The 18,058-nt window shown below is 59.7% G+C and carries 14 protein-coding genes; 4 read left to right on the top strand and 10 right to left on the bottom strand.

Going from position 1 to position 18,058, the window contains the following annotated elements; all coding sequences use genetic code 11:
• Positions 1–119 precede the first annotated feature (119 nt).
• Positions 120–2,711 (bottom strand): glycosyltransferase, encoded by a 2,592-nt coding sequence (locus E3Z29_RS08195; protein WP_134785538.1) that lies wholly within the window; start codon positions 2,709–2,711, stop codon positions 120–122.
• A gap of 382 nt (positions 2,712–3,093) precedes the next feature.
• Between E3Z29_RS08195 and tcdA the strand changes: the two genes are divergently transcribed.
• Positions 3,094–3,912: a tRNA cyclic N6-threonylcarbamoyladenosine(37) synthase TcdA gene (gene tcdA, locus E3Z29_RS08200; protein ID WP_003222099.1), complete on the top strand. Its 819-nt coding sequence runs from the start codon at positions 3,094–3,096 to the stop codon at positions 3,910–3,912.
• A gap of 102 nt (positions 3,913–4,014) precedes the next feature.
• Here tcdA and E3Z29_RS08205 read toward each other — a convergent pair whose 3' ends face one another.
• From E3Z29_RS08205 to E3Z29_RS08220, 4 genes are all read right to left on the bottom strand, one after another.
• Positions 4,015–4,419, bottom strand: coding sequence for a SufE family protein (locus E3Z29_RS08205; RefSeq protein ID WP_134785539.1), 405 nt, complete (start codon positions 4,417–4,419; stop codon positions 4,015–4,017).
• Positions 4,416–5,621, bottom strand: a complete 1,206-nt coding sequence (locus E3Z29_RS08210) for an aminotransferase class V-fold PLP-dependent enzyme (RefSeq protein WP_027611020.1) — start codon at positions 5,619–5,621, stop codon at positions 4,416–4,418. The genes E3Z29_RS08205 and E3Z29_RS08210 overlap by 4 nt, the downstream gene beginning before the upstream one ends.
• Positions 5,622–5,773: 152 nt before the next feature.
• The gene (gene dapD / locus E3Z29_RS08215) at positions 5,774–6,808 is read right to left on the bottom strand and encodes a 2,3,4,5-tetrahydropyridine-2,6-dicarboxylate N-succinyltransferase (RefSeq protein WP_085697324.1); all 1,035 of its coding nucleotides are present in this window, start codon (positions 6,806–6,808) and stop codon (positions 5,774–5,776) included.
• Between the two features lie 32 nt (positions 6,809–6,840).
• Positions 6,841–7,149 (bottom strand): arsenate reductase, encoded by a 309-nt coding sequence (locus tag E3Z29_RS08220; RefSeq protein ID WP_042607053.1) that lies wholly within the window; start codon positions 7,147–7,149, stop codon positions 6,841–6,843.
• A 347-nt stretch (positions 7,150–7,496) separates the two neighbouring features.
• Between E3Z29_RS08220 and E3Z29_RS08225 the strand changes: the two genes are divergently transcribed.
• Entirely contained in the window at positions 7,497–9,128 is a 1,632-nt protein-coding gene (locus tag E3Z29_RS08225; protein WP_134785540.1) for a Na+/H+ antiporter, read from the top strand.
• 20 nt (positions 9,129–9,148) lie between these two features.
• Here E3Z29_RS08225 and E3Z29_RS08230 read toward each other — a convergent pair whose 3' ends face one another.
• The 5 genes from E3Z29_RS08230 to map form a co-directional block, all read right to left on the bottom strand.
• Positions 9,149–9,910, bottom strand: coding sequence for a hypothetical protein (locus tag E3Z29_RS08230; protein WP_256662073.1), 762 nt, complete (start codon positions 9,908–9,910; stop codon positions 9,149–9,151).
• Between the two features lie 147 nt (positions 9,911–10,057).
• Positions 10,058–10,750 carry a M12 family metallopeptidase gene (locus tag E3Z29_RS08235; RefSeq protein WP_134785541.1) on the bottom strand — a complete coding sequence of 231 codons (693 nt, stop codon included), beginning with the start codon at positions 10,748–10,750 and terminating at the stop codon, positions 10,058–10,060.
• A gap of 163 nt (positions 10,751–10,913) precedes the next feature.
• The gene (gene dapC / locus E3Z29_RS08240; RefSeq protein WP_134785542.1) at positions 10,914–12,113 is read right to left on the bottom strand and encodes a succinyldiaminopimelate transaminase; all 1,200 of its coding nucleotides are present in this window, start codon (positions 12,111–12,113) and stop codon (positions 10,914–10,916) included.
• Between the two features lie 121 nt (positions 12,114–12,234).
• Positions 12,235–14,937, bottom strand: coding sequence for a [protein-PII] uridylyltransferase (locus E3Z29_RS08245; RefSeq protein ID WP_134785543.1), 2,703 nt, complete (start codon positions 14,935–14,937; stop codon positions 12,235–12,237).
• A gap of 41 nt (positions 14,938–14,978) precedes the next feature.
• Entirely contained in the window at positions 14,979–15,761 is a 783-nt protein-coding gene (gene map, locus E3Z29_RS08250; protein ID WP_007964271.1) for a type I methionyl aminopeptidase, read from the bottom strand.
• A gap of 373 nt (positions 15,762–16,134) precedes the next feature.
• On the opposite strand from map, the gene rpsB reads away from it, so the two are divergent.
• Together rpsB and tsf are read left to right on the top strand one after the other, a co-directional pair.
• Positions 16,135–16,872 (top strand): 30S ribosomal protein S2, encoded by a 738-nt coding sequence (gene rpsB / locus E3Z29_RS08255; RefSeq protein WP_003222119.1) that lies wholly within the window; start codon positions 16,135–16,137, stop codon positions 16,870–16,872.
• A gap of 203 nt (positions 16,873–17,075) precedes the next feature.
• Positions 17,076–17,939 (top strand): translation elongation factor Ts, encoded by an 864-nt coding sequence (gene tsf / locus E3Z29_RS08260; protein ID WP_027611027.1) that lies wholly within the window; start codon positions 17,076–17,078, stop codon positions 17,937–17,939.
• Positions 17,940–18,058: the final 119 nt, after the last annotated feature.

Here is an 18,058-nt window from a genome sequence, read left to right on the forward strand (position 1 = left end):
TCCTACAGGGGATGGTGTCCGGTCAGTCAGACCGTGTATCCCGCCAAGCCCTGCAAAATGGCGGTTATCTTAAAGCAAAACGGCGACCATTGGCCGCCGTTTAGTGGATCAAAGAGGAATTAGACGACAGGCGCCGGTTCAGGCGCTGTCGCAGGTTTTGGCAGCGACGAGAGGAACGCCATGATCAGCGCGGCCAGGTATGGCAGCGACTGCACCAGCAGCATTGCGACCCAGAAGCGCATGTCGTTGCTCGGAATGCCCTGCACCAGGTAGATCCCCAGCGCCGCGCCCCACAACAGCAGCATGATGAACAGCTCTTCGCGCGCTTCGGAAATTGCCACCCAGAAACCATGGTTGTCGGCGTTTTTCGGTGTGCGGAAGAACGGAATGCTGCTGGTGAAGAAGCCGTACAGCACCGCTTTGGCGATGGTGTGCGACAACGCCAGCCCGGCCAATGCCGCGCAGAACGCATCTTTGAGGTTCACGCCGACGGCGCGACGGTAGAGGAAGATGATCTTGCCGACCTTGAACACGAACAGCGCCAGTGGCGGGATTGCGAAGATCAGCAGCGGCGGATCGACCCGTTGCGGCACGATGATCATCGCCGCCGACCACAGCAGGGCGCCGACGGTGAAGAAGATGTTCATGCCGTCCGCGACCCATGGCAACCAGCCCGCGAGGAAGTGGTAACGCTGGCCACGGGTCAGCTCGGTGTCCTTGCCGCGCAGCAGGCTGCGGGTGTGGCGCTTGATGATCTGGATTGCGCCGTAGGCCCAGCGGAAACGCTGCTTCTTGAAGTCGATAAACGTATCCGGCATCAGACCCTTGCCGTAGCTGTCGTGGTAATACGCCGCCGACAGGCCTTTTTCGAACACGCGCAGGCCGAGTTCGGCGTCTTCACAGATGCACCAGTCGGCCCAGCCCAGCTCTTCCAGAACCGAACGCCGGGTCATGGTCATGGTGCCGTGCTGAATGATCGCGTCGCGGTCGTTACGGGTGACCATGCCGATGTGGAAGAAGCCTTTGTATTCGGCGTAGCAGAGCTTCTTGAAGGTACTTTCGTTCTGGTCGCGGTAATCCTGCGGCGACTGCACCACGGCGATTTTCGGATCGGCGAAGTGCGGCACCATGTGCTTGAGCCAGTTCGGATGCACGCAGTAGTCGGAGTCGATCACCGCGATCACTTCGGCGTCCTTGGCGGTGTGCGGAATCAGGTAGTTCAGCGCACCGCCCTTGAACCCGGCCAGGGGCGAAACGTGGAAGAACTTGAAACGCGGGCCGAGGGTGGCGCAGTAGTCGCGCACCGGCTCCCAGACGGCCGGGTCCTTGGTGTTGTTGTCGATGATCAGGACTTCATAGTCCGGGTAATCGAGGGCCGCGAGGGCGTCGAGGGTCTGTTTGACCATGTCCGGCGGCTCGTTGTAGCAGGGCACGTGGATCGAGACTTTCGGCCGGTAGTGCGAATCACCGATCACTGGCAGGAATTCGCGCCGACGCTTGTGAATCCACACCGCTTCGGCCAGTTCATGGGCCTCGGTGAGCAACACGATGAACACCCCGAGCGCACCCAGTGCCAGGAGGAAACCCACCGTCAGGCTGAACCACGTGCTGTATTGCTGGCTGTAGTCGTAACCGATCCACACCAGCACCGAACCGCAAAGGAACGCGATAAAGGTCAGGAAGGTGCGGCCACGCTGGCGCAGGGCCGAGCCGTCGATCATCAGCAGGGTCAGCGACAGCAGCGCCAGCACCACCGAACCGATGGCCAGCACGCGCCATTGCGGGATGGCGACCACCGGGCCTTCGAAGTTGAATTTCTGCTGGCGGGCGGCGTTGAACACGCCCCAGTAGGCGCCCACTGAACCTTCGTCACTGGCCTTCCACGGCTGGTCGAACGCTTCGATCACGAAGTAGTTGAAGCCCTGACGGTTGAGTTTGTTGACCAGCGTACGCAGATAGATAGCCTGATCCGCCGGCGACGCGTCGGCGCCACCGCGCATGCGACCGTTGCTCGGCCAGCCGACTTCGGACAGCAGCAGCGGCTTTTTCGGGAACAGCTTTTTCAGGTCACGGGCACGGTCGAAGACGAACTGCCCGGCCTTGTCGACCGGGATGAATTCCCAGTACGGCAGGACGTGCGCAGCGATCAAGTCGACGTGCTTGGCCAGTTCCGGGTGTTCTTCCCAGACGTGCCACTGCTCGGAGGTGGTCACCGGCACTTTCACCGCCGCGCGCACGCGATCGAGCAGCACGCTCAGTTGCTCGGCAGTGATTTCCTTGCGGAAGATCGCCTCGTTACCGACCACCACACGAACCACGCTGCGTGAGGTGTTGGCCAGTTCGATGGCGCGCTGGATCTCGCGCTCGTTGCGTTCCTGATCGGGGCTGATCCAGATCCCGAGGGTCACGCGCAGACCGAATTCTTCCGCCAGTTTCGGGATGTCCTGCAGCGAACCGTCGACCGAGTAGATGCGGATGTTGTCCGTCAGCTTGCTCATGATCTCCAGGTCGCGGCGCATTTCGTCGTCAGTCGGATACTGATCCTTCTGTGGGAATTGGCCCTGCTGGAATGGCGAATAAGAGAAACCGGAGATCTGCTCCGGCCAGTTGGGCGCGGAGACCGGGCGATTGATCAGCGCCCAGAAACCGGTGAACAGGGCGGCGATTGCCAGAACCACCACCAGGTTGAGACCAAATTTACGCGATGACATAGCTATTTCGGGTTCCAAAGGCTGTGGAACGAAGGAACGGATCGGCTTACGCCAAAAGGGCGCGAATCCTACACCGGCAGTTCACTGCTCGTACACCGGGCAGGAAAATGCCCGACATTGGGCAGTCCAACCTGATTTAAGTTCTTTAGTAACAGCTTGTAAGAGAAAACTTTGTTATTCAGTTATAGCAATTCCCCGTGGCGAGGGAGCTTGCTCCCGCCGGACTGCGAAGCAGTCCGCTTTTCAAGGGCCGCTTCGCGACCCGGCGGGAGCAAGCTCCCTCGCCACAAGGATTGCGCAAAACGGCGGCGTTCACCGTTCATAGCGTCAAAGATGCTCTTGTCCGCCGACGGCCCTATAATGCGCGCCGGTTTTTGGGGTAATGGTCATGAGTACAGAAGATCCGCGGTTTGCAGGCATCGCCCGTTTGTATGGCATCGAGGGCCTCGAGCGCCTGCGTGCGGCCCATGTGGCGATTGTCGGCGTCGGTGGCGTCGGTTCCTGGGCGGCGGAAGCCATGGCCCGCTGTGGCGTCGGCGAGATTTCGCTGTTCGACCTCGACGACGTCTGCGTCAGTAACGCCAACCGCCAGTTGCATGCGCTGGACAGCACCGTCGGCAAGCCCAAGGTCGAGGTGATGGCCGAGCGTCTGCGCGGGATCAACCCGGACTGCACGGTGCACGCGGTGGCGGATTTCGTCACCCGCGACACCATGGCCGAGTACATCACGCCGAACATCGACTGCGTGATCGACTGCATCGACGCGGTCAACGCCAAGGCTGCGCTGATCGCCTGGTGCAAACGCCGCAAGATCCAGATCATCACCACCGGCGGTGCGGGTGGGCAGATCGATCCGACGCTGATTCAGGTCTGCGACCTCAACCGCACGTTCAACGACCCGCTGGCCTCGAAAGTGCGTTCGACGTTGCGTCGCGACTATGGCTTCTCGCGTACCGTGACTCGCCATTACAGCGTGCCGTGTGTGTTCTCCACCGAACAACTGCGCTATCCGAAACCGGACGGCAGCATCTGTTTGCAGAAGAGTTTTGTCGGCGACGGGGTGAAGCTCGACTGCGCCGGCGGGTTTGGCGCGGTGATGATGGTCACGGCGACGTTCGGCATGGTCGCGGCGACCAAGGCGGTGGACAAGATTGTGGCGGGTGTGCGGCGACCGGCTGACCGAGTAAAACCTCAGGTTTGATGCCGGGGCTGAGGGCCTCTTCGCGAGCAGGCTCACTCCTACAGGGGGACGCATTCCAATTGTAGGAGTGAGCCTGCTCGCGATGGCTGCGAAGCAGCCGCTTTATTTAGCCAACTCATTCATCCGCTGGAGCACGGCATTCAAGCCATTACTGCGCGAAGGCGACAACTGCCGCGAAAGTCCCAGCTGATTGAACCAATCGGGCAGATCCACCTGCTGCAACTCGGCAGCGCTCAAGCCGTTGACCCGCAACAGCAGCAACGCCACCAACCCACGAATCATCCGCGCATCGCTGGCAGCGCTGAACTGCCAGTGACCGTCCTGCAATTCCCCTACCAGCCACACCTGACTCTCGCAGCCATGCACGCGGTTGGTTTCGCATTTGTCCGCGTCATCCAGCGGCGGCAGACGATCGCCAAACTGCATCAGCAACCGCGCCCGTTGTTCCCAACCGGCGGCGTTCTGAAAAGTCTGCAAAGCTTCGGCGGCGGCGAGCGGCAGGCTCATCGCAGCAACTCCAGGGCCTGATCCAGCGCCTCGAAGAAACGCTCCAGATCCTCGGAGTCGTTGTACAGCGCCAGTGACACGCGAATAGCCCCGGCCAGTTCGAAGCTTTTCAGCAACGGCATGGCGCAGTGATGCCCGGCGCGCACGGCGATACCTTGCTCGGTCAGCAAGTGCGCCAGATCGGCGTTGTGCACACCCTCGACGACGAAACTCGCCAACGCCAATTGCGGCTTGCCCAGCAGACGAATGCCGTTGCGCGCGGCCAAGCCTTGCAGCAGATAGGCGTGCAGCGCCGCTTCGTGGGCCGACACCGCGTCCTGATCCAGGCCAGCCAGATAATCGAGGGTCGCGCCGAGGCCGATCACGCTGGCAATCGGCGGCGTGCCCGCTTCGAAGCCCAGCGGGGCAGGGCGGAAGCGTGCATCGTGATAGTTGGCTTCCAGCACCATTTCGCCGCCGAACTGCCATGGCTGCAGTTGCTCAAGCGCCTTGTTGCGCCCGAACAGCACGCCGAGACCATCGGGGCCGTACAGCTTGTGGCTGGAAAACACATAAAAGTCGCAACCCAGCGCCTGCACGTCGTGGCGACCGTGCACCACACCCTGGGCGCCATCGACCACGGTCAGCGCCTTGTGCGCCTTGGCCATCGCCAGCAGCGCTGGTAGCGGTTGCCAGGCACCGAGCACGTTGGACAGCTGACTGACCGCCAGCAAGCGAGTGCGCGGGGTGATCAGACGCACAGCGGCGCCGAGGTCGATCACCCCGTCGGCGTCCAGCGGCAGGATCACCAGTTTCAGCTCGCGACGCTGTGCCAGTTGCTGCCACGGCAGCAGGTTGGCGTGATGCTCCAGGGCGCTGATGACAATTTCATCGCCCGGGTGGAAAAGATGTTCCAGGCCGTAGGCCAGGAGATTCAGCGCACTGGTGGCGCCATGGGTGAAGATGATCTGCCCGCTGTCACCGGCATTCAGCCACTGGGCAACCTTGAGCCGACTGTCTTCGAACGCCTGCGTCGCGTGGGCGCCGGGCAGATGCTGCGCACGATGCACATTGGCCGCGCCGTTGGCGTAGTAGTGCGTTAGCGCGTCGAGCAGGGCCTGGGGTTTTTGCGTGGTGGCGGCGTTGTCCAGATAGGTCTGGTCTTGCCGTTGCAGGGCGGCGATGGCCGGAAAGTCGGCGCGCCAGGGGGAGGGAATCATCACAGTTTTCAGCCCTGGTGAAGAGGGGCGGGATGTACGCCGAACCTTGTGGGAGCGGGCTTGCTCGCGAATGCGTCCTGTCAGTCAATAAGTTGCTGAATGACACTACGCCTTCGCGAGCAAGCCCGCTCCCACAGGGGGGATCATGTGGCTGCTTAGTTGTGAGCGTGCAGCGCTTCGTTCAGCTCGATCGCCGATTTGTGGGTTTTGCATTCCACGGCACCGGTTTCCGAATTGCGACGGAACAGCAGGTCAGTCTGACCGGCCAGTTCACGCGCCTTCACCACCTTGACCAGGTTGTTGTGCTCGTCCAGCAGCGCCACCTTGGTGCCGGCGGTCACGTACAGGCCCGACTCGACGGTGTTGCGGTCACCCAACGGAATACCGATACCGGCGTTGGCGCCGATCAGGCAGCCTTCGCCGACCTTGATCACGATGTTGCCGCCGCCCGACAGGGTGCCCATGGTCGAGCAGCCGCCGCCCAGGTCCGAACCCTTGCCGACGAACACGCCAGCGGACACGCGGCCTTCGATCATGCCCGGGCCTTCGGTGCCGGCGTTGAAGTTGATGAAGCCTTCGTGCATCACGGTGGTGCCTTCGCCCACGTAAGCGCCCAGACGCAGACGTGCCGCGTCAGCGATACGCACGCCGGCCGGAACCACGTAGTCGGTCATTTTCGGGAACTTGTCCACCGAGAACACTTCCAGCAGCTCGCCGCGCAGACGCGCTTCCAGTTGCAGTTCGGCCAGTTCGCTCAGGTCGATTGCACCCTGGCTGGTCCAGGCCACGTTCGGCAGCAGCGGGAAGATCCCGGCCAGGCTTACGCCGTGTGGTTTGACCAGACGATGCGACAGCAGGTGCAGCTTGAGGTACGCCTCAGGCGTCGAGGTCAGTTGTGTGTCTTCGGCCAGCAGGGTGGCGACCAGTGGCTTGTGGCTCTCGGCCAGACGGGTCAGCAGCTTGCCTTGAACGGCGTCGATGCCTTTGACCGCTTCAGCCAGTTGCGCAGCCTGTGCAGTGGTGAAGGTGATGGCCTGGTTGCCTTCGGTGTAACCGAGGATCGGCGCAACAGCGGCGACCAGTTCGGCCGACGGGTTGAGCAGTGGCTGAGCGTAGAACACTTCCAGCCAGGCGCCTTGACGGTTTTGCGTGCCGACACCAAAGGCGATGCTGAACAGAGAGTTGGACATGTGAATACCTCTAGCAATAAGTGACGGGCTGCTTACTTGAGTGCGGCCGCGTAGATGTCTGGCTTGAAGCCAATCAGGGTTCGGTCACCGAGATCGAGCACCGGGCGCTTGATCATCGAGGGTTGAGCGAGCATCAGTTCGATGGCTTTCGACTGGTCGAGATCGGCTTTACGTTCGTCGTCGAGTTTGCGAAAGGTCGTGCCTGCACGGTTCAACACCGTTTGCCAGCCGTGCTCGTCACACCATTGGGTCAGGTGCTCACGGTCGATACCGGCGGTTTTGTAATCGTGGAAGTCGTAGCTGACAGCGTGTTCATCGAGCCAGGTGCGCGCCTTCTTCATGGTGTCGCAGGCTTTGATGCCGAAAAGGTGCAACGTTTTACTTGAAACGGTCAAGGAATCGCCCCCTTTACAGGTGCTGGAAAAAAATGGTGTCGGATTATGCCATGACCAAACGGTTTCGCGGCGCCCGGCTTCATTTGGCAATGCAAAACCCTGTGGGAGCGAGCTTGCTCGCGAAGGGGCCGTGTCAGTCAAAATCTCTGTTAATGACACACCGTATTCGCGAGCAAGCTCGCTCCCACATTGGAATGGCGTTGCGGGCGTGCGACATAGGTGCAACGGTCAGACGCATCCTAAGCGGCTAATATGGCAGTTCAACGCTGTCGATTGTCTGAGATTTCCGCTTTATGCAAACCGCTTATACCGTCCTGATCCTGCTGATGCTGGTCAGCGTCTCCCGGCTGGTCGGACGGGTCATCCCGCTGCCGCTGCCCCTCGTGCAAATCGCCGCCGGTGCCTTGCTGGCCTGGCCGACACTGGGCCTGCACGTCGCGCTGGACCCCGAATTGTTCCTGTTTCTGTTCCTGCCGCCGCTGCTGTTTTCCGACGGTTGGCGCATGCCCAAACGCGAGTTCTGGCATCTGCGCGGGCCGATCCTGACGCTGGCGGTCGGCCTGGTGCTGTTCACCGTGGTCGGCGCCGGGTACTTCATTCACTGGCTGTTGCCGAGCATTCCGCTGCCGGTGGCCTTCGCGCTGGCCGCCGTGCTCTCGCCGACCGACGCCGTGGCGGTCTCGGCGATCTCGCAGAACCGCTTGCCGACACCGCTGATGCACATCCTGCAAGGCGAGGCGCTGATGAATGATGCCTCGGGTCTGGTGACGTTCAAGTTTGCCTTGGTGGCGGCGGTGACCGGGGTGTTCTCGCTGGCCAATGCCAGCCTGACGTTCGTACTGGTGGCGGTCGGGGGCTTGGCCGTCGGCGTCGCGCTGAGCTGGCTGGTCGGGCGCTTGCGCGCGTGGATGATTGCCCGGGGCTGGGACGATCCGGCCACCCACGTGGTGTTCATGTTGCTGCTGCCGTTCGCCGCCTATGTATTGGCCGAGCGACTGGGCGCTTCGGGGATTCTTTCGGCTGTCGCGGCGGGGATGATGCAGAGCTGGCTCGATCTGCTGCCGCGGCAGACCAGCACCCGGCTACTCAATCGCAGCGTCTGGTCGCTGCTTGAATTTGCCTTCAACGGCCTGATCTTTCTGCTGCTGGGCCTGCAATTGCCGGACATCATCAAAGCGGTGGTCAGTCACGAAGCGACGTTGTGGCCGACGCTGCTGTACCGTGGCCTCGATGTGGTGGCGATTTTCCTCGCACTGGTGCTGTTGCGCTTTATCTGGGTACAGAGCATCTGGCGTTTGTCGGTACTGCTGCGACGGCTGCGCGGCAAGGGTGACCTGACGCAAGTGCCGACCGCGCGATCCTGCTGGTTGCTGACCGTCGGTGGTGTGCGCGGGGCGGTGACGCTGGCCGGTGTGATGTCGGTGCCGATGTTGATGGGGAGCGAGGCGTTCCCCGAGCGTGATCTGCTGATTTTCATCGCCGCCGGGGTGATTCTGTTGTCGCTGATTTGCGCCTGCATCGCCTTGCCGTTGCTGCTGCGTGGCATCGAAAAAAGCCCGGACGACAAACGCCGTCAGGAAGTGCGCGATGCCTGGCGCAAGACCGCCGAGGCGGCGATCCATGCGCTGGAAACCGAAGAGGTCGGCCCGCAGGATGCGGCGCAGGCCGCACTCTCGGCGGAACTCAAGGCTCGGATCATGTCCGAGTATCGTCATCAGCTCGATGTATTCAACGACTCCGCCGAAGCCCAGGCGCTGGCGTTCCAGATGGATCTGCTGGAACGCCGCTTGCGCTTGAAGGCGTTGCGGGCGCAACGCCTGGAGCTGTATAGCCTCAGCCGTCAGCACCAGATCGGTGATGACGTGTTGCGCGAGGTTTTGGCAGACCTGGATTTAAGCGAAGCGAATCTGGGGCAGGTCAAATAGCCGACATGGACCTGATGCGCTCACTCACTCGCGGGGCAGGGATAAGCGTTCGCCATGAAGATTTTGTCCTTTTCGCTGAGATCCAGATTAATGAAGAGCTGGAAGTCTCCGATGGTCCAGGACTGGCTGATCCGATAGTGCATGATCGACTTTGGATCGTATTCCGAATAAATGCTTTCGTCGGGATTGCCGCGGTCAAAGTACCAGTCGTGCAGGCGTTTGCGCGTCACGCTGGCCTGGGAGTCGTCTTCTTCCGGGTCGGCGGTGATTCCAAATTGTGCATAGATGGCTGGCTTGTCCCAGGGAATATCTGCCGTGGGATTGGTCTGTTCATGCTCCGCGCCCAGCATGTGACCGAACTCATGCATGACATTGGCTGCGAAGTAACGTGGCAGACTCGGATGCGGCCAGAGTGTCATGGTCGGCTCATCGGGATGTAGCAGAGCATCCGTACCTATCCGGGAGGAAAACGTTCCTTCCTGACTGAGTATGCGGATGTCGCCCACTTCACCTTCAACGAAATCGAATTTCAAGTTGATGTGCGGCAACCAGTTGCTGGCAGCGGCAATGGTCGCGTCCTTGAATTCCTGCGTACCGTTGAGGAAGGCGATGCGGAGAGTGCTGCCGGGAGTCCAGAATTTTGCCGGATTGTTTTTAGCCCACATTTTACTGAACCTCCGAAGTGCATTTGATGTTGCGGGAGGTGCGTGTGGTTTCGGTTTTTTTGTTTGGCTGAAGCCGGGTTGAGTGCATAACTGAATATCCATGTTTTCGTTCGTCATATGTAACTTCTCGGGTTGCTTGTTGTTCCCGGAAAGTCGCTTTGAATGAAGGATGCTAGTTGCTGCGCCTGAGCAGGTAAATTGGATATGTGTACGATTTTATGACGGATTACCGTGCCAACAGAACTGGCACGGTAAAGATGTGATTCAACGTGGGTAAATCAACTGCATGAGCTGTTTGTCTTTATCACTGATTTCGCGATTGGTCGGATTCGCCCAATTGCCAAGCGTCAAATTGTTGGGAACAGGATGGTGCATGATGGATTTTCGATCGTATGGCAAGTAAAGCGCGTCGGCATCGTCAAAAGGCGTAAATATATTGTCGTCAACTTCGCCTCGCGACAGTGGATTCATCGGTCTGTTCTGGTAGTAGTTGTAAACATTTTCTTTATTCCAGGGGATTTGCGCCTTGGGGTGCTGGTGTTCGTGCATCGCGCCGAGTGCGTGGCCAAACTCGTGGATGACGACCGTCTCGAAGTCTTCGTGTTCGGGGTCGATGCCAAGGTTCATGGTTGGCGTGTCAGGAAACATATCCAGTGCATCGGTACCCAGAAATGAACTGTTCACCACACCCTCGGTGGCGATTCGGATCTCACCCTCTACGCCTTCAACGAACTCAAACTTCAAACTGATATAAGGAAGCCATTTTTCGGCGGCGGCAATGATTTTATCTTTGTGTTCCGGAGTTGGGTTATCCATGAAAGCTATTTTCAGAGTGTGTCGGCTTGGCCAAAGTTTGTCGTAGTGCACCAATGAGCGTTTTTTTCGGCTGTTGTTGAGGGTGCTGGATTTGAGTTCTTTAGCCGGTTTTTGCAGCGTGCAATATTGAAAGTTGTCCATGCTTTGTCTTGCTCCTTGATTTGTTTTTTGGGTTATTTCGCGCATGCAAAAAACCACTGCGCGAGATTAAGCTTCGGGCAGTGTCTGGAGTAGTCGTAAAGTGGTTTTAAATGTAACTTGAGGGGTATGTCCGTGCCAGATGACTGGCACGGATATTAAAAACTCAGTGTTGGCGGGTGATGAAGTCGCGGATCCGTTCTGCAGCTTCAACACATTCAGCCAAAGGCGCAACCAGTGCCATGCGCACGCGCCCGGCGCCCGGATTCACGCCGTCGACCTCGCGCGACAGATACGAGCCTGGCACGACAGTCACATGTTCCTGCTCGAACAGGTCGCGGCAGAATGCGGCATCGTCACCGGCCACGTTCGGCCAGAGGTAGAAGCTGCCGTCCGGACGCTGTACGTCCATCACCGGGCTGAGAATTGCCAGCACTGCGTCGAACTTCTCGCGGTACAGCGCACGGTTGGCGCGTACATGCACTTCGTCATTCCACGCCGCAACGCTGGCCATTTGGGTTTGCACCGGCATCGCGCAACCGTGGTAGGTGCGGTACAGCAGGAAACCTTTGAGGATATCTGCGTCACCGGCGACGAAACCGGAGCGCAGGCCCGGCAGGTTGGAGCGCTTGGACAGGCTGTGGAACACCACGCAACGCTTGAAGTCCTTGCGGCCCAGTTCGACGCAGGCGCTGAGCAGGCCTGGCGGCGGGGTCTGTTCGTCGAAGTACAGTTCGCTGTAGCACTCGTCGGCGGCGATCACAAAGTCGTATTCGTCGGCCAGGGCGATGAGTTTTTTCAGTACATCAACCGGGATCAGCGCGCCGGTCGGGTTGCCTGGCGAGCACAGGAACAGGATCTGGCAGCGTTTCCAGATGTCCGGTGACACGGCGTCGAAATCCGGGTTGAAGCCGTTTTCGTCCAGGCAAGGCAGGTAGTGCGGCTTGGCCCCGGCGAGGAACGCTGCGCCTTCGTAGATCTGATAGAACGGGTTCGGGCTGACCACCAGTGCATCGTCGCCACGGTTGACCACGGTCTGGGTGAAAGCGAACAGCGCTTCGCGGGTACCGTTGACCGGCAGCACATTGCGCGCCGGATCGATCCAGCCGCTCGGTACGCCAAAACGACGTTCGCACCAGCCGGCGCTGGCTTCGCGCAGGGCCGGGATGCCGAGGGTGGTCGGATACACCGCCATCTGATCCAGATTGTTCGCCAGCGCTTCGGCGACAAAGCTTGGCGAGCGATGTTTCGGCTCGCCGATCGACAGGGCGATCGGGCGTTTGTCCGGGTTCGGCGTGACCGTGCCAAGCAGCGCGCGGAGTTTTTCGAACGGGTAGGGCTGGAGCTGGTTCAGAGCGTTGTTCATGGGGGCCTCGTTCAATGTGGGAGCGGGCTTGCTCGCGAAAGCGGTGTGTCATTGAATGATGTGTTGCCTGACACACCGCTTTCGCGAGCAAGCCCGCTCCCACAGGGGGGAAGTTGCTGGATCAAATACTGATGCGCGAAAGCTTGATATCCGGTTCCTGATTGACGCTCAGTTGCTTGACGATTGCGTCCTGCAGGCGACTGCACAGCAGCGGGTCGGAGAGCGGCTGGTTGTGGGCGTCGGTGATGAAGAACACGTCTTCTACGCGTTCGCCCAGGGTCGCAATCTTGGCGTTCTGCAGCGACAGGTCGAACTCGAGGAAGATCCCGCCGATCCGTGCCAGCAGGCCCGGGCGATCCGGTGCCGTCAGTTCCAGCACTGTCACCGGACGCTGAGCGTCGTTATGGATCGTCACCTGCGGCGCGAAGGCGAAGTGCTTGAGCTGGCGCGGCACCCGGCGCTGGATGATCGTCGGGTAATCGTCAGGATTGCGCAGTGCTTCGGTCAGGCCGTCGCGAATCTGTTTGACCCGCGCCGGGTTGTCGCCGATCGAGTCGCCGTCGGTGTCGAGCACGATGTAGGTGTCGAGGGTGAACTGGCTGCTCGAAGTGATGACCCGGGCGTCGTGAATGTTCAGGTTGAGCTGGTCCATCGCGGCCACGGTCACGGCGAAGAAATCGTGCTGGTCCGGGGCGTAGATGAAGATCTGCGTGCCACCTTCGAACTCGCGCTGAGTGGTTTCCTTGATCAGCACCAGCGGACCGCCATCGGCCGGCTGCTGCAGGATCGCGTCACTGTGCCAAGCCACGTCGCCGGCGGTGTGACGCAGGAAATAGTCATCGCCCAACTGCGCCCACAACTGCTCGACGTCGTCCGGATCGGTGCCGCCGCGCACGAGGATGTCCAGCGCCGCACTCTGGGTCTGGCGGATCTGCTCTTCGCGATCCACCGGATTTTCCAGGCCACGGCGCAGAGCGCGTTTGGTCTCGGTGTAGAGCTGGCGCAGCAGGCTGGCGCGCCACGAATTCCATAGGGTCGGGTTGGTGGCGTTGATGTCGGCCACGGTCAGCACATACAAGTAGTCCAGACGGGTCTCGTCGCTGACGATCTGCGCGAAGTCGTGGATGACCTGCGGGTCGGACAGATCCTTGCGCTGCGCGGTGGTCGACATCACCAGATGGTTCTGCACCAGCCAGACGATCAGGCGGCTGTCCCACAGGGGCAACTGATGGCGCTGGCAGAACGCTTCGGCATCGACTGCGCCGATGTCCGAGTGATCGCCATGCCGGCCCTTGCCGATGTCGTGGTACAGACCGGCCATGTAGATCAGTTCAGGCTTGGGCAGTTTGGCCATTAGCTTGGCGGCCAACGGGAATTTTTCCGACACCTGGGTGTATTGCAACTTACGCAGGTGTTTGATCAGGTTCAGCGTGTGCGCATCGACCGTATAGATGTGGAACAGGTCGTGCTGCATCTGCCCGACGATGAAACCGAATTCCGGCAGGTAGCGCCCGAGGATGCCGTAGCGGTTCATCCGGCGCAGGTTGCGGTGCACGCCGATCTTGCACTTGAACAGCTCGATGAACAGGCTGGTGTTGCGGATATCGTTGCGGAAGTTGTCGTCGATCAGGTGCCGGTTCTCGCGCAGCAGACGAATGGTGTCAGCGCGCACGCCTTTGATTTCCGGTTGCTGGGCCATCAGCACGAAGATCTCGAGCATGGCGAACGGCGTGCGGCGGAACACGTTGTCGTTGCGTGCTTCGATGTAGCCGTCGTGCAACTGGAAGCGCGAGTTGATCGGCTGCGGCGGTGCTTCGTCTTCCGGGGCGAGGATCACTTCCTCGAAGTGCTGGATGATCAGGTCGCTGAGCTGGGCAATGCTCATCACCACGCGGAAGTACTGCTGCATGAAGTTTTCGACGGCCTGTTTGGCGTCGTCGCCTTCAAAACCGAGCAGGCCGGCGATGGTCCGTTGATGATCGAACAGCAGGCGGTCTTCCGAGCGCCCGGCGAGCATGTGCAGGGCGTAACGCACTTTCCAGAGGAATTCCTGGGAGGACGCCAACAGGGCGTTTTCGCTCTCGACCAGGAAACCTTCGCCAGCGAGGGCTCGCAGGTTCAGGGTGCCGTACTGACGCCGTGCCACCCACAGAATCGTCTGGATATCCCGCAGGCCGCCGGGCGAGCCTTTGACGTTGGGTTCCAGGTTGTATTCGGTGTCGTTGTACTTGTGGTGGCGGGCCTTCTGCTCGGCGCGCTTGGCCAGGAAGAACTCCTTGGCCGGCCACATGTGTGCGGTGCTGGTGACATCGAGCATGCGCTGGCGCAGACGCTCGGGGCCGCAGATGGTGCGGCTTTCCATGAGGTTGGTGACCACGGTCAGGTCGGCGCGGGCCTCTTCGGCGCATTCGTCGACCGAGCGTACGCTCTGACCGACTTCCAGGCCGATGTCCCACAGCAGCGTCAGAAAACGCTCGATGGAATCGCGGAAGACTTCGTGATCGGCGCTGTCCAGCAGGATCAGCAGGTCGATGTCGGAATAGGGGTGCAACTCCCCCCGGCCGTAGCCGCCGACCGCGACCAGCGCGATATCGGCGTCTTCGCTCCAGTTGAACTGCTCCCAGGCTTTTTGCAGGATGTTGTCGACGAACCACGCACGGTCTTCGATCAATCGGCGGATGTCGCGGCCGCTACGAAAACGCGTGTCGAGGACCTCGCGCGCCTGGCGGATCGCCTTCTTGAACGCCGCGATGGGACTCGCTTTCAGGGCCAGTTCAGCCTGGAACTGGCCGCGGTCGAAGAGTTCGGGATCCACCTGCGGCATCGATTGGCTTTCCTTCTATAAGGCTGGGAGCGTTCTTGGGATCAGGCCGAGACGCGCGGGATGGTGTCATCGGCGCGCAGGGTGAAAATCTCGTAGCCAGTGTCGGTCACCAGCAGGGTGTGTTCCCACTGCGCCGAGAGTTTGCGGTCCTTGGTGATCGCGGTCCAGCCGTCGCCCAGTACCTTGGTGTCGGCCTTGCCCTGGTTGATCATCGGTTCGATGGTGAAGGTCATGCCGGCCTTCAGTTCCATGCCGGTGCCGGCGCGACCGTAATGCAGGATCTGCGGCTCTTCGTGGAACACCTTGCCGATGCCGTGGCCGCAGAACTCGCGAACCACCGAGAAACCGTTCTTTTCCGCGTGCTTCTGGATGATCTCACCGATGTCGCCGAGGCGGCAGCCAGGTTTGACGATTTCGATCGCCTTGTACATGCATTCCTGAGTGACCTGCGACAGGCGTTCGGCCCAGACCGGCACTTCGCCAACGTGGAACATGCGGCTGGTGTCGCCGTGGTAGCCGTCCTTGATCACGGTGACGTCGATGTTCAGCGTGTCGCCATTCTTCAGCGGCTTGTCATTCGGAATGCCGTGGCAGACGACGTGATTGATCGAGGTGCAGATCGACTTCGGGTAGCCCTTGTAGTTGAGCGGGGCAGGGATGGCCTGCTGCACGTTGACGATGTAGTCGTGGCAGATCTGGTTCAGTTGATCGGTGGTCACGCCCGGTTTGACGTGTTCGGCAATCATTTCCAGCACATCGGCGGCCAGTTTGCCGGCGACACGCATGCCAGCGATGTCCTCGGGGGTTTTGAGGTTGACGGTCATACAGGCTCTCTCTGCGCTCGGCGGCGCTTGCTGATACGGATAGGGTGGCAGGTGTGGGATTTGCGACCCTGAAAAACGCGATTCTACCAGACGAAAGGAGCAAATCCGCGCCTGCGTGCATCGCGTCTGTCTATACAATGGTGCGCTTGAAGGCGATTCCAAGGGGGCTGCGCCCATGTCCCTGGTGCGATTGCAGATTCCGGGTTCCGTTTCTGTGCACCCTGTGGTATAAAATGCGCCGCTTTCCGGGGATACCCCGAAAAGCTTAAATCCACACACGTGTCGACACGATGACCTGGGTGCTTTTGGCTTTATGCCACTGGTTGGTCATTGGGATACGTGGAGGCCAAACCCGACTTATTAAGGAACTATCATGTCCCAAGTCAACATGCGCGATATGCTGAAGGCCGGTGTGCACTTCGGTCACCAAACCCGTTACTGGAATCCGAAAATGGGTAAGTACATTTTCGGCGCGCGTAACAAGATTCACATCATTAACCTTGAAAAAACCCTGCCAATGTTCAACGAAGCTCTGACTTTCGTAGAGCGTCTGGCCCAGGGCAAAAACAAGATTCTGTTCGTCGGCACCAAGCGTTCCGCTGGCAAGATCGTTGCTGAAGAAGCAGCACGTTGCGGTTCGCCGTACGTCGATCACCGCTGGTTGGGCGGCATGCTGACCAACTTCAAAACCATTCGTGCTTCCATCAAGCGTCTGCGTGACCTTGAAGTTCAAGCCGAAGACGGTACTTTCGCCAAGCTGACCAAGAAAGAAGCGCTGATGCGCTCCCGTGACCTGGAAAAGCTGGATCGTTCGCTGGGCGGCATCAAGGACATGGGCGGTCTGCCAGACGCACTGTTCGTGATCGACGTTGACCACGAGCGCATCGCGATCACCGAAGCCAACAAGCTGGGCATCCCGGTCATCGGCGTTGTCGATACCAACAGCAGCCCGGAAGGCGTTGACTACATCATCCCAGGCAACGATGACGCAATCCGCGCTATCCAGCTGTACATGGGTTCGATGGCTGACGCAGTGATCCGTGGTCGCAACAATGTTGCTGGCGGCACTGTTGAATTCGCAGCTGAAGAAACTCAGGCTGCAGCTGAGTAATCGACGCCCTGGCGTTGACTCAGTAAGCAAAAAGGGGGCTTGGCCCCCTTTTTGCCACCTCGAAAACCGTTTGTTGGCGCCCACTTGTGGCAGCGCACCTCCTGCATTTGTAACGTGCAGCAGCTATAAGGTGTTTCGGGAAGAATTGAACGCCCGTTCGATCGGGTGGAATGGTTGAAAACCTATCCAAGAGGAATTTGAAAATGGCAGCAATTACTGCAGCGTTGGTTAAAGAACTGCGCGAGCGTACCGGCGAAGGCATGATGGACTGCAAGAAAGCCCTGGAAAAGGCTGACGGCGACATCGAAAAAGCCATTGATGACATGCGTGCTTCGGGCGCGATCAAGGCTGCGAAAAAGGCTGGCAACGTTGCCGCTGAAGGCGCAATCGCAATCAAGGACGACGGTAAAGCTGCCGTTATCCTGGAAGTGAACTCGCAGACCGACTTCCTGGCTCTGCAAGACGACTTCAAAAACTTCGTCGCTGCCAGCGTTGAAAAAGCTTTCGCTGACAAGCTGACCGACGCTGCTCCGCTGATCGCTTCGCAAGAAGCTGCTCGCGAAGCACTGGTTGCCAAAGTAGGCGAGAACGTCAACATCCGTCGTCTGGCCCGTATCGAAGGTGACGTTGTCGGTTCTTACCTGCACGGCAACAAGATCGGTGTCGTTGTGGCTCTGAAAGGCGGCGACGTCGAGCTGGCCAAAGACATCGCGATGCACGTTGCTGCAAGCAACCCTGAGTTCCTGCTGCCTTCGCAAGTTTCGGCTGAAGCGATCGAGCGTGAAAAAGCTGTGTTCCTGCAGCTGAACGAAGAGAAGATCAAAGGCAAGCCAGAAAACATTGTTGAGAACATGGTCAAAGGCCGTATCAGCAAGTTCCTGGCAGAAGCAAGCCTGGTTGAGCAGGCGTTCGTCAAGAACCCTGAAATCAAGGTTGGCGAGCTGGCCAAGAAAGGCGGCGCAGAAATCGTTTCCTTCACCTACTTCAAAGTAGGCGAAGGCATCGAGAAGCCGGTCGACAACTTCGCTGAAGAAGTTGCTGCCCAGCTGGCTGCCGCCAAGCAATAAGACGGTTTTTCAACTGTCGCCCGAAAGAGGCTGCCCGCTCACGCGCGCAGCCTCTTTTCAGATGGGGTTACCATTTTTTAATTGGTTTCCACTGGGAACTGACTTACAAAGCCAGGTTC

The sequence above is a fragment of the Pseudomonas sp. S150 genome, from assembly GCF_004526365.1.
Taxonomy (GTDB): Bacteria; Pseudomonadota; Gammaproteobacteria; order Pseudomonadales; family Pseudomonadaceae; genus Aquipseudomonas; species Aquipseudomonas putida_A.

Coding starts and splice junctions, on each gene's coding strand:
- E3Z29_RS08195 (WP_134785538.1), bottom strand. CDS start 2,711: ATGTCATCGCGTAAATTTGGTCTCAACCTGGTGGTGGTTCTGGCAATC.
- tcdA (WP_003222099.1), top strand. CDS start 3,094: ATGGTCATGAGTACAGAAGATCCGCGGTTTGCAGGCATCGCCCGTTTG.
- E3Z29_RS08205 (WP_134785539.1), bottom strand. CDS start 4,419: ATGAGCCTGCCGCTCGCCGCCGCCGAAGCTTTGCAGACTTTTCAGAAC.
- dapD (WP_085697324.1), bottom strand. CDS start 6,808: ATGTCCAACTCTCTGTTCAGCATCGCCTTTGGTGTCGGCACGCAAAAC.
- E3Z29_RS08220 (WP_042607053.1), bottom strand. CDS start 7,149: ATGAAGAAGGCGCGCACCTGGCTCGATGAACACGCTGTCAGCTACGAC.
- E3Z29_RS08225 (WP_134785540.1), top strand. CDS start 7,497: ATGCAAACCGCTTATACCGTCCTGATCCTGCTGATGCTGGTCAGCGTC.
- E3Z29_RS08230 (WP_256662073.1), bottom strand. CDS start 9,910: ATGACGAACGAAAACATGGATATTCAGTTATGCACTCAACCCGGCTTC.
- E3Z29_RS08235 (WP_134785541.1), bottom strand. CDS start 10,750: ATGGACAACTTTCAATATTGCACGCTGCAAAAACCGGCTAAAGAACTC.
- dapC (WP_134785542.1), bottom strand. CDS start 12,113: ATGAACAACGCTCTGAACCAGCTCCAGCCCTACCCGTTCGAAAAACTC.
- E3Z29_RS08245 (WP_134785543.1), bottom strand. CDS start 14,937: ATGCCGCAGGTGGATCCCGAACTCTTCGACCGCGGCCAGTTCCAGGCT.
- map (WP_007964271.1), bottom strand. CDS start 15,761: ATGACCGTCAACCTCAAAACCCCCGAGGACATCGCTGGCATGCGTGTC.
- rpsB (WP_003222119.1), top strand. CDS start 16,135: ATGTCCCAAGTCAACATGCGCGATATGCTGAAGGCCGGTGTGCACTTC.
- tsf (WP_027611027.1), top strand. CDS start 17,076: ATGGCAGCAATTACTGCAGCGTTGGTTAAAGAACTGCGCGAGCGTACC.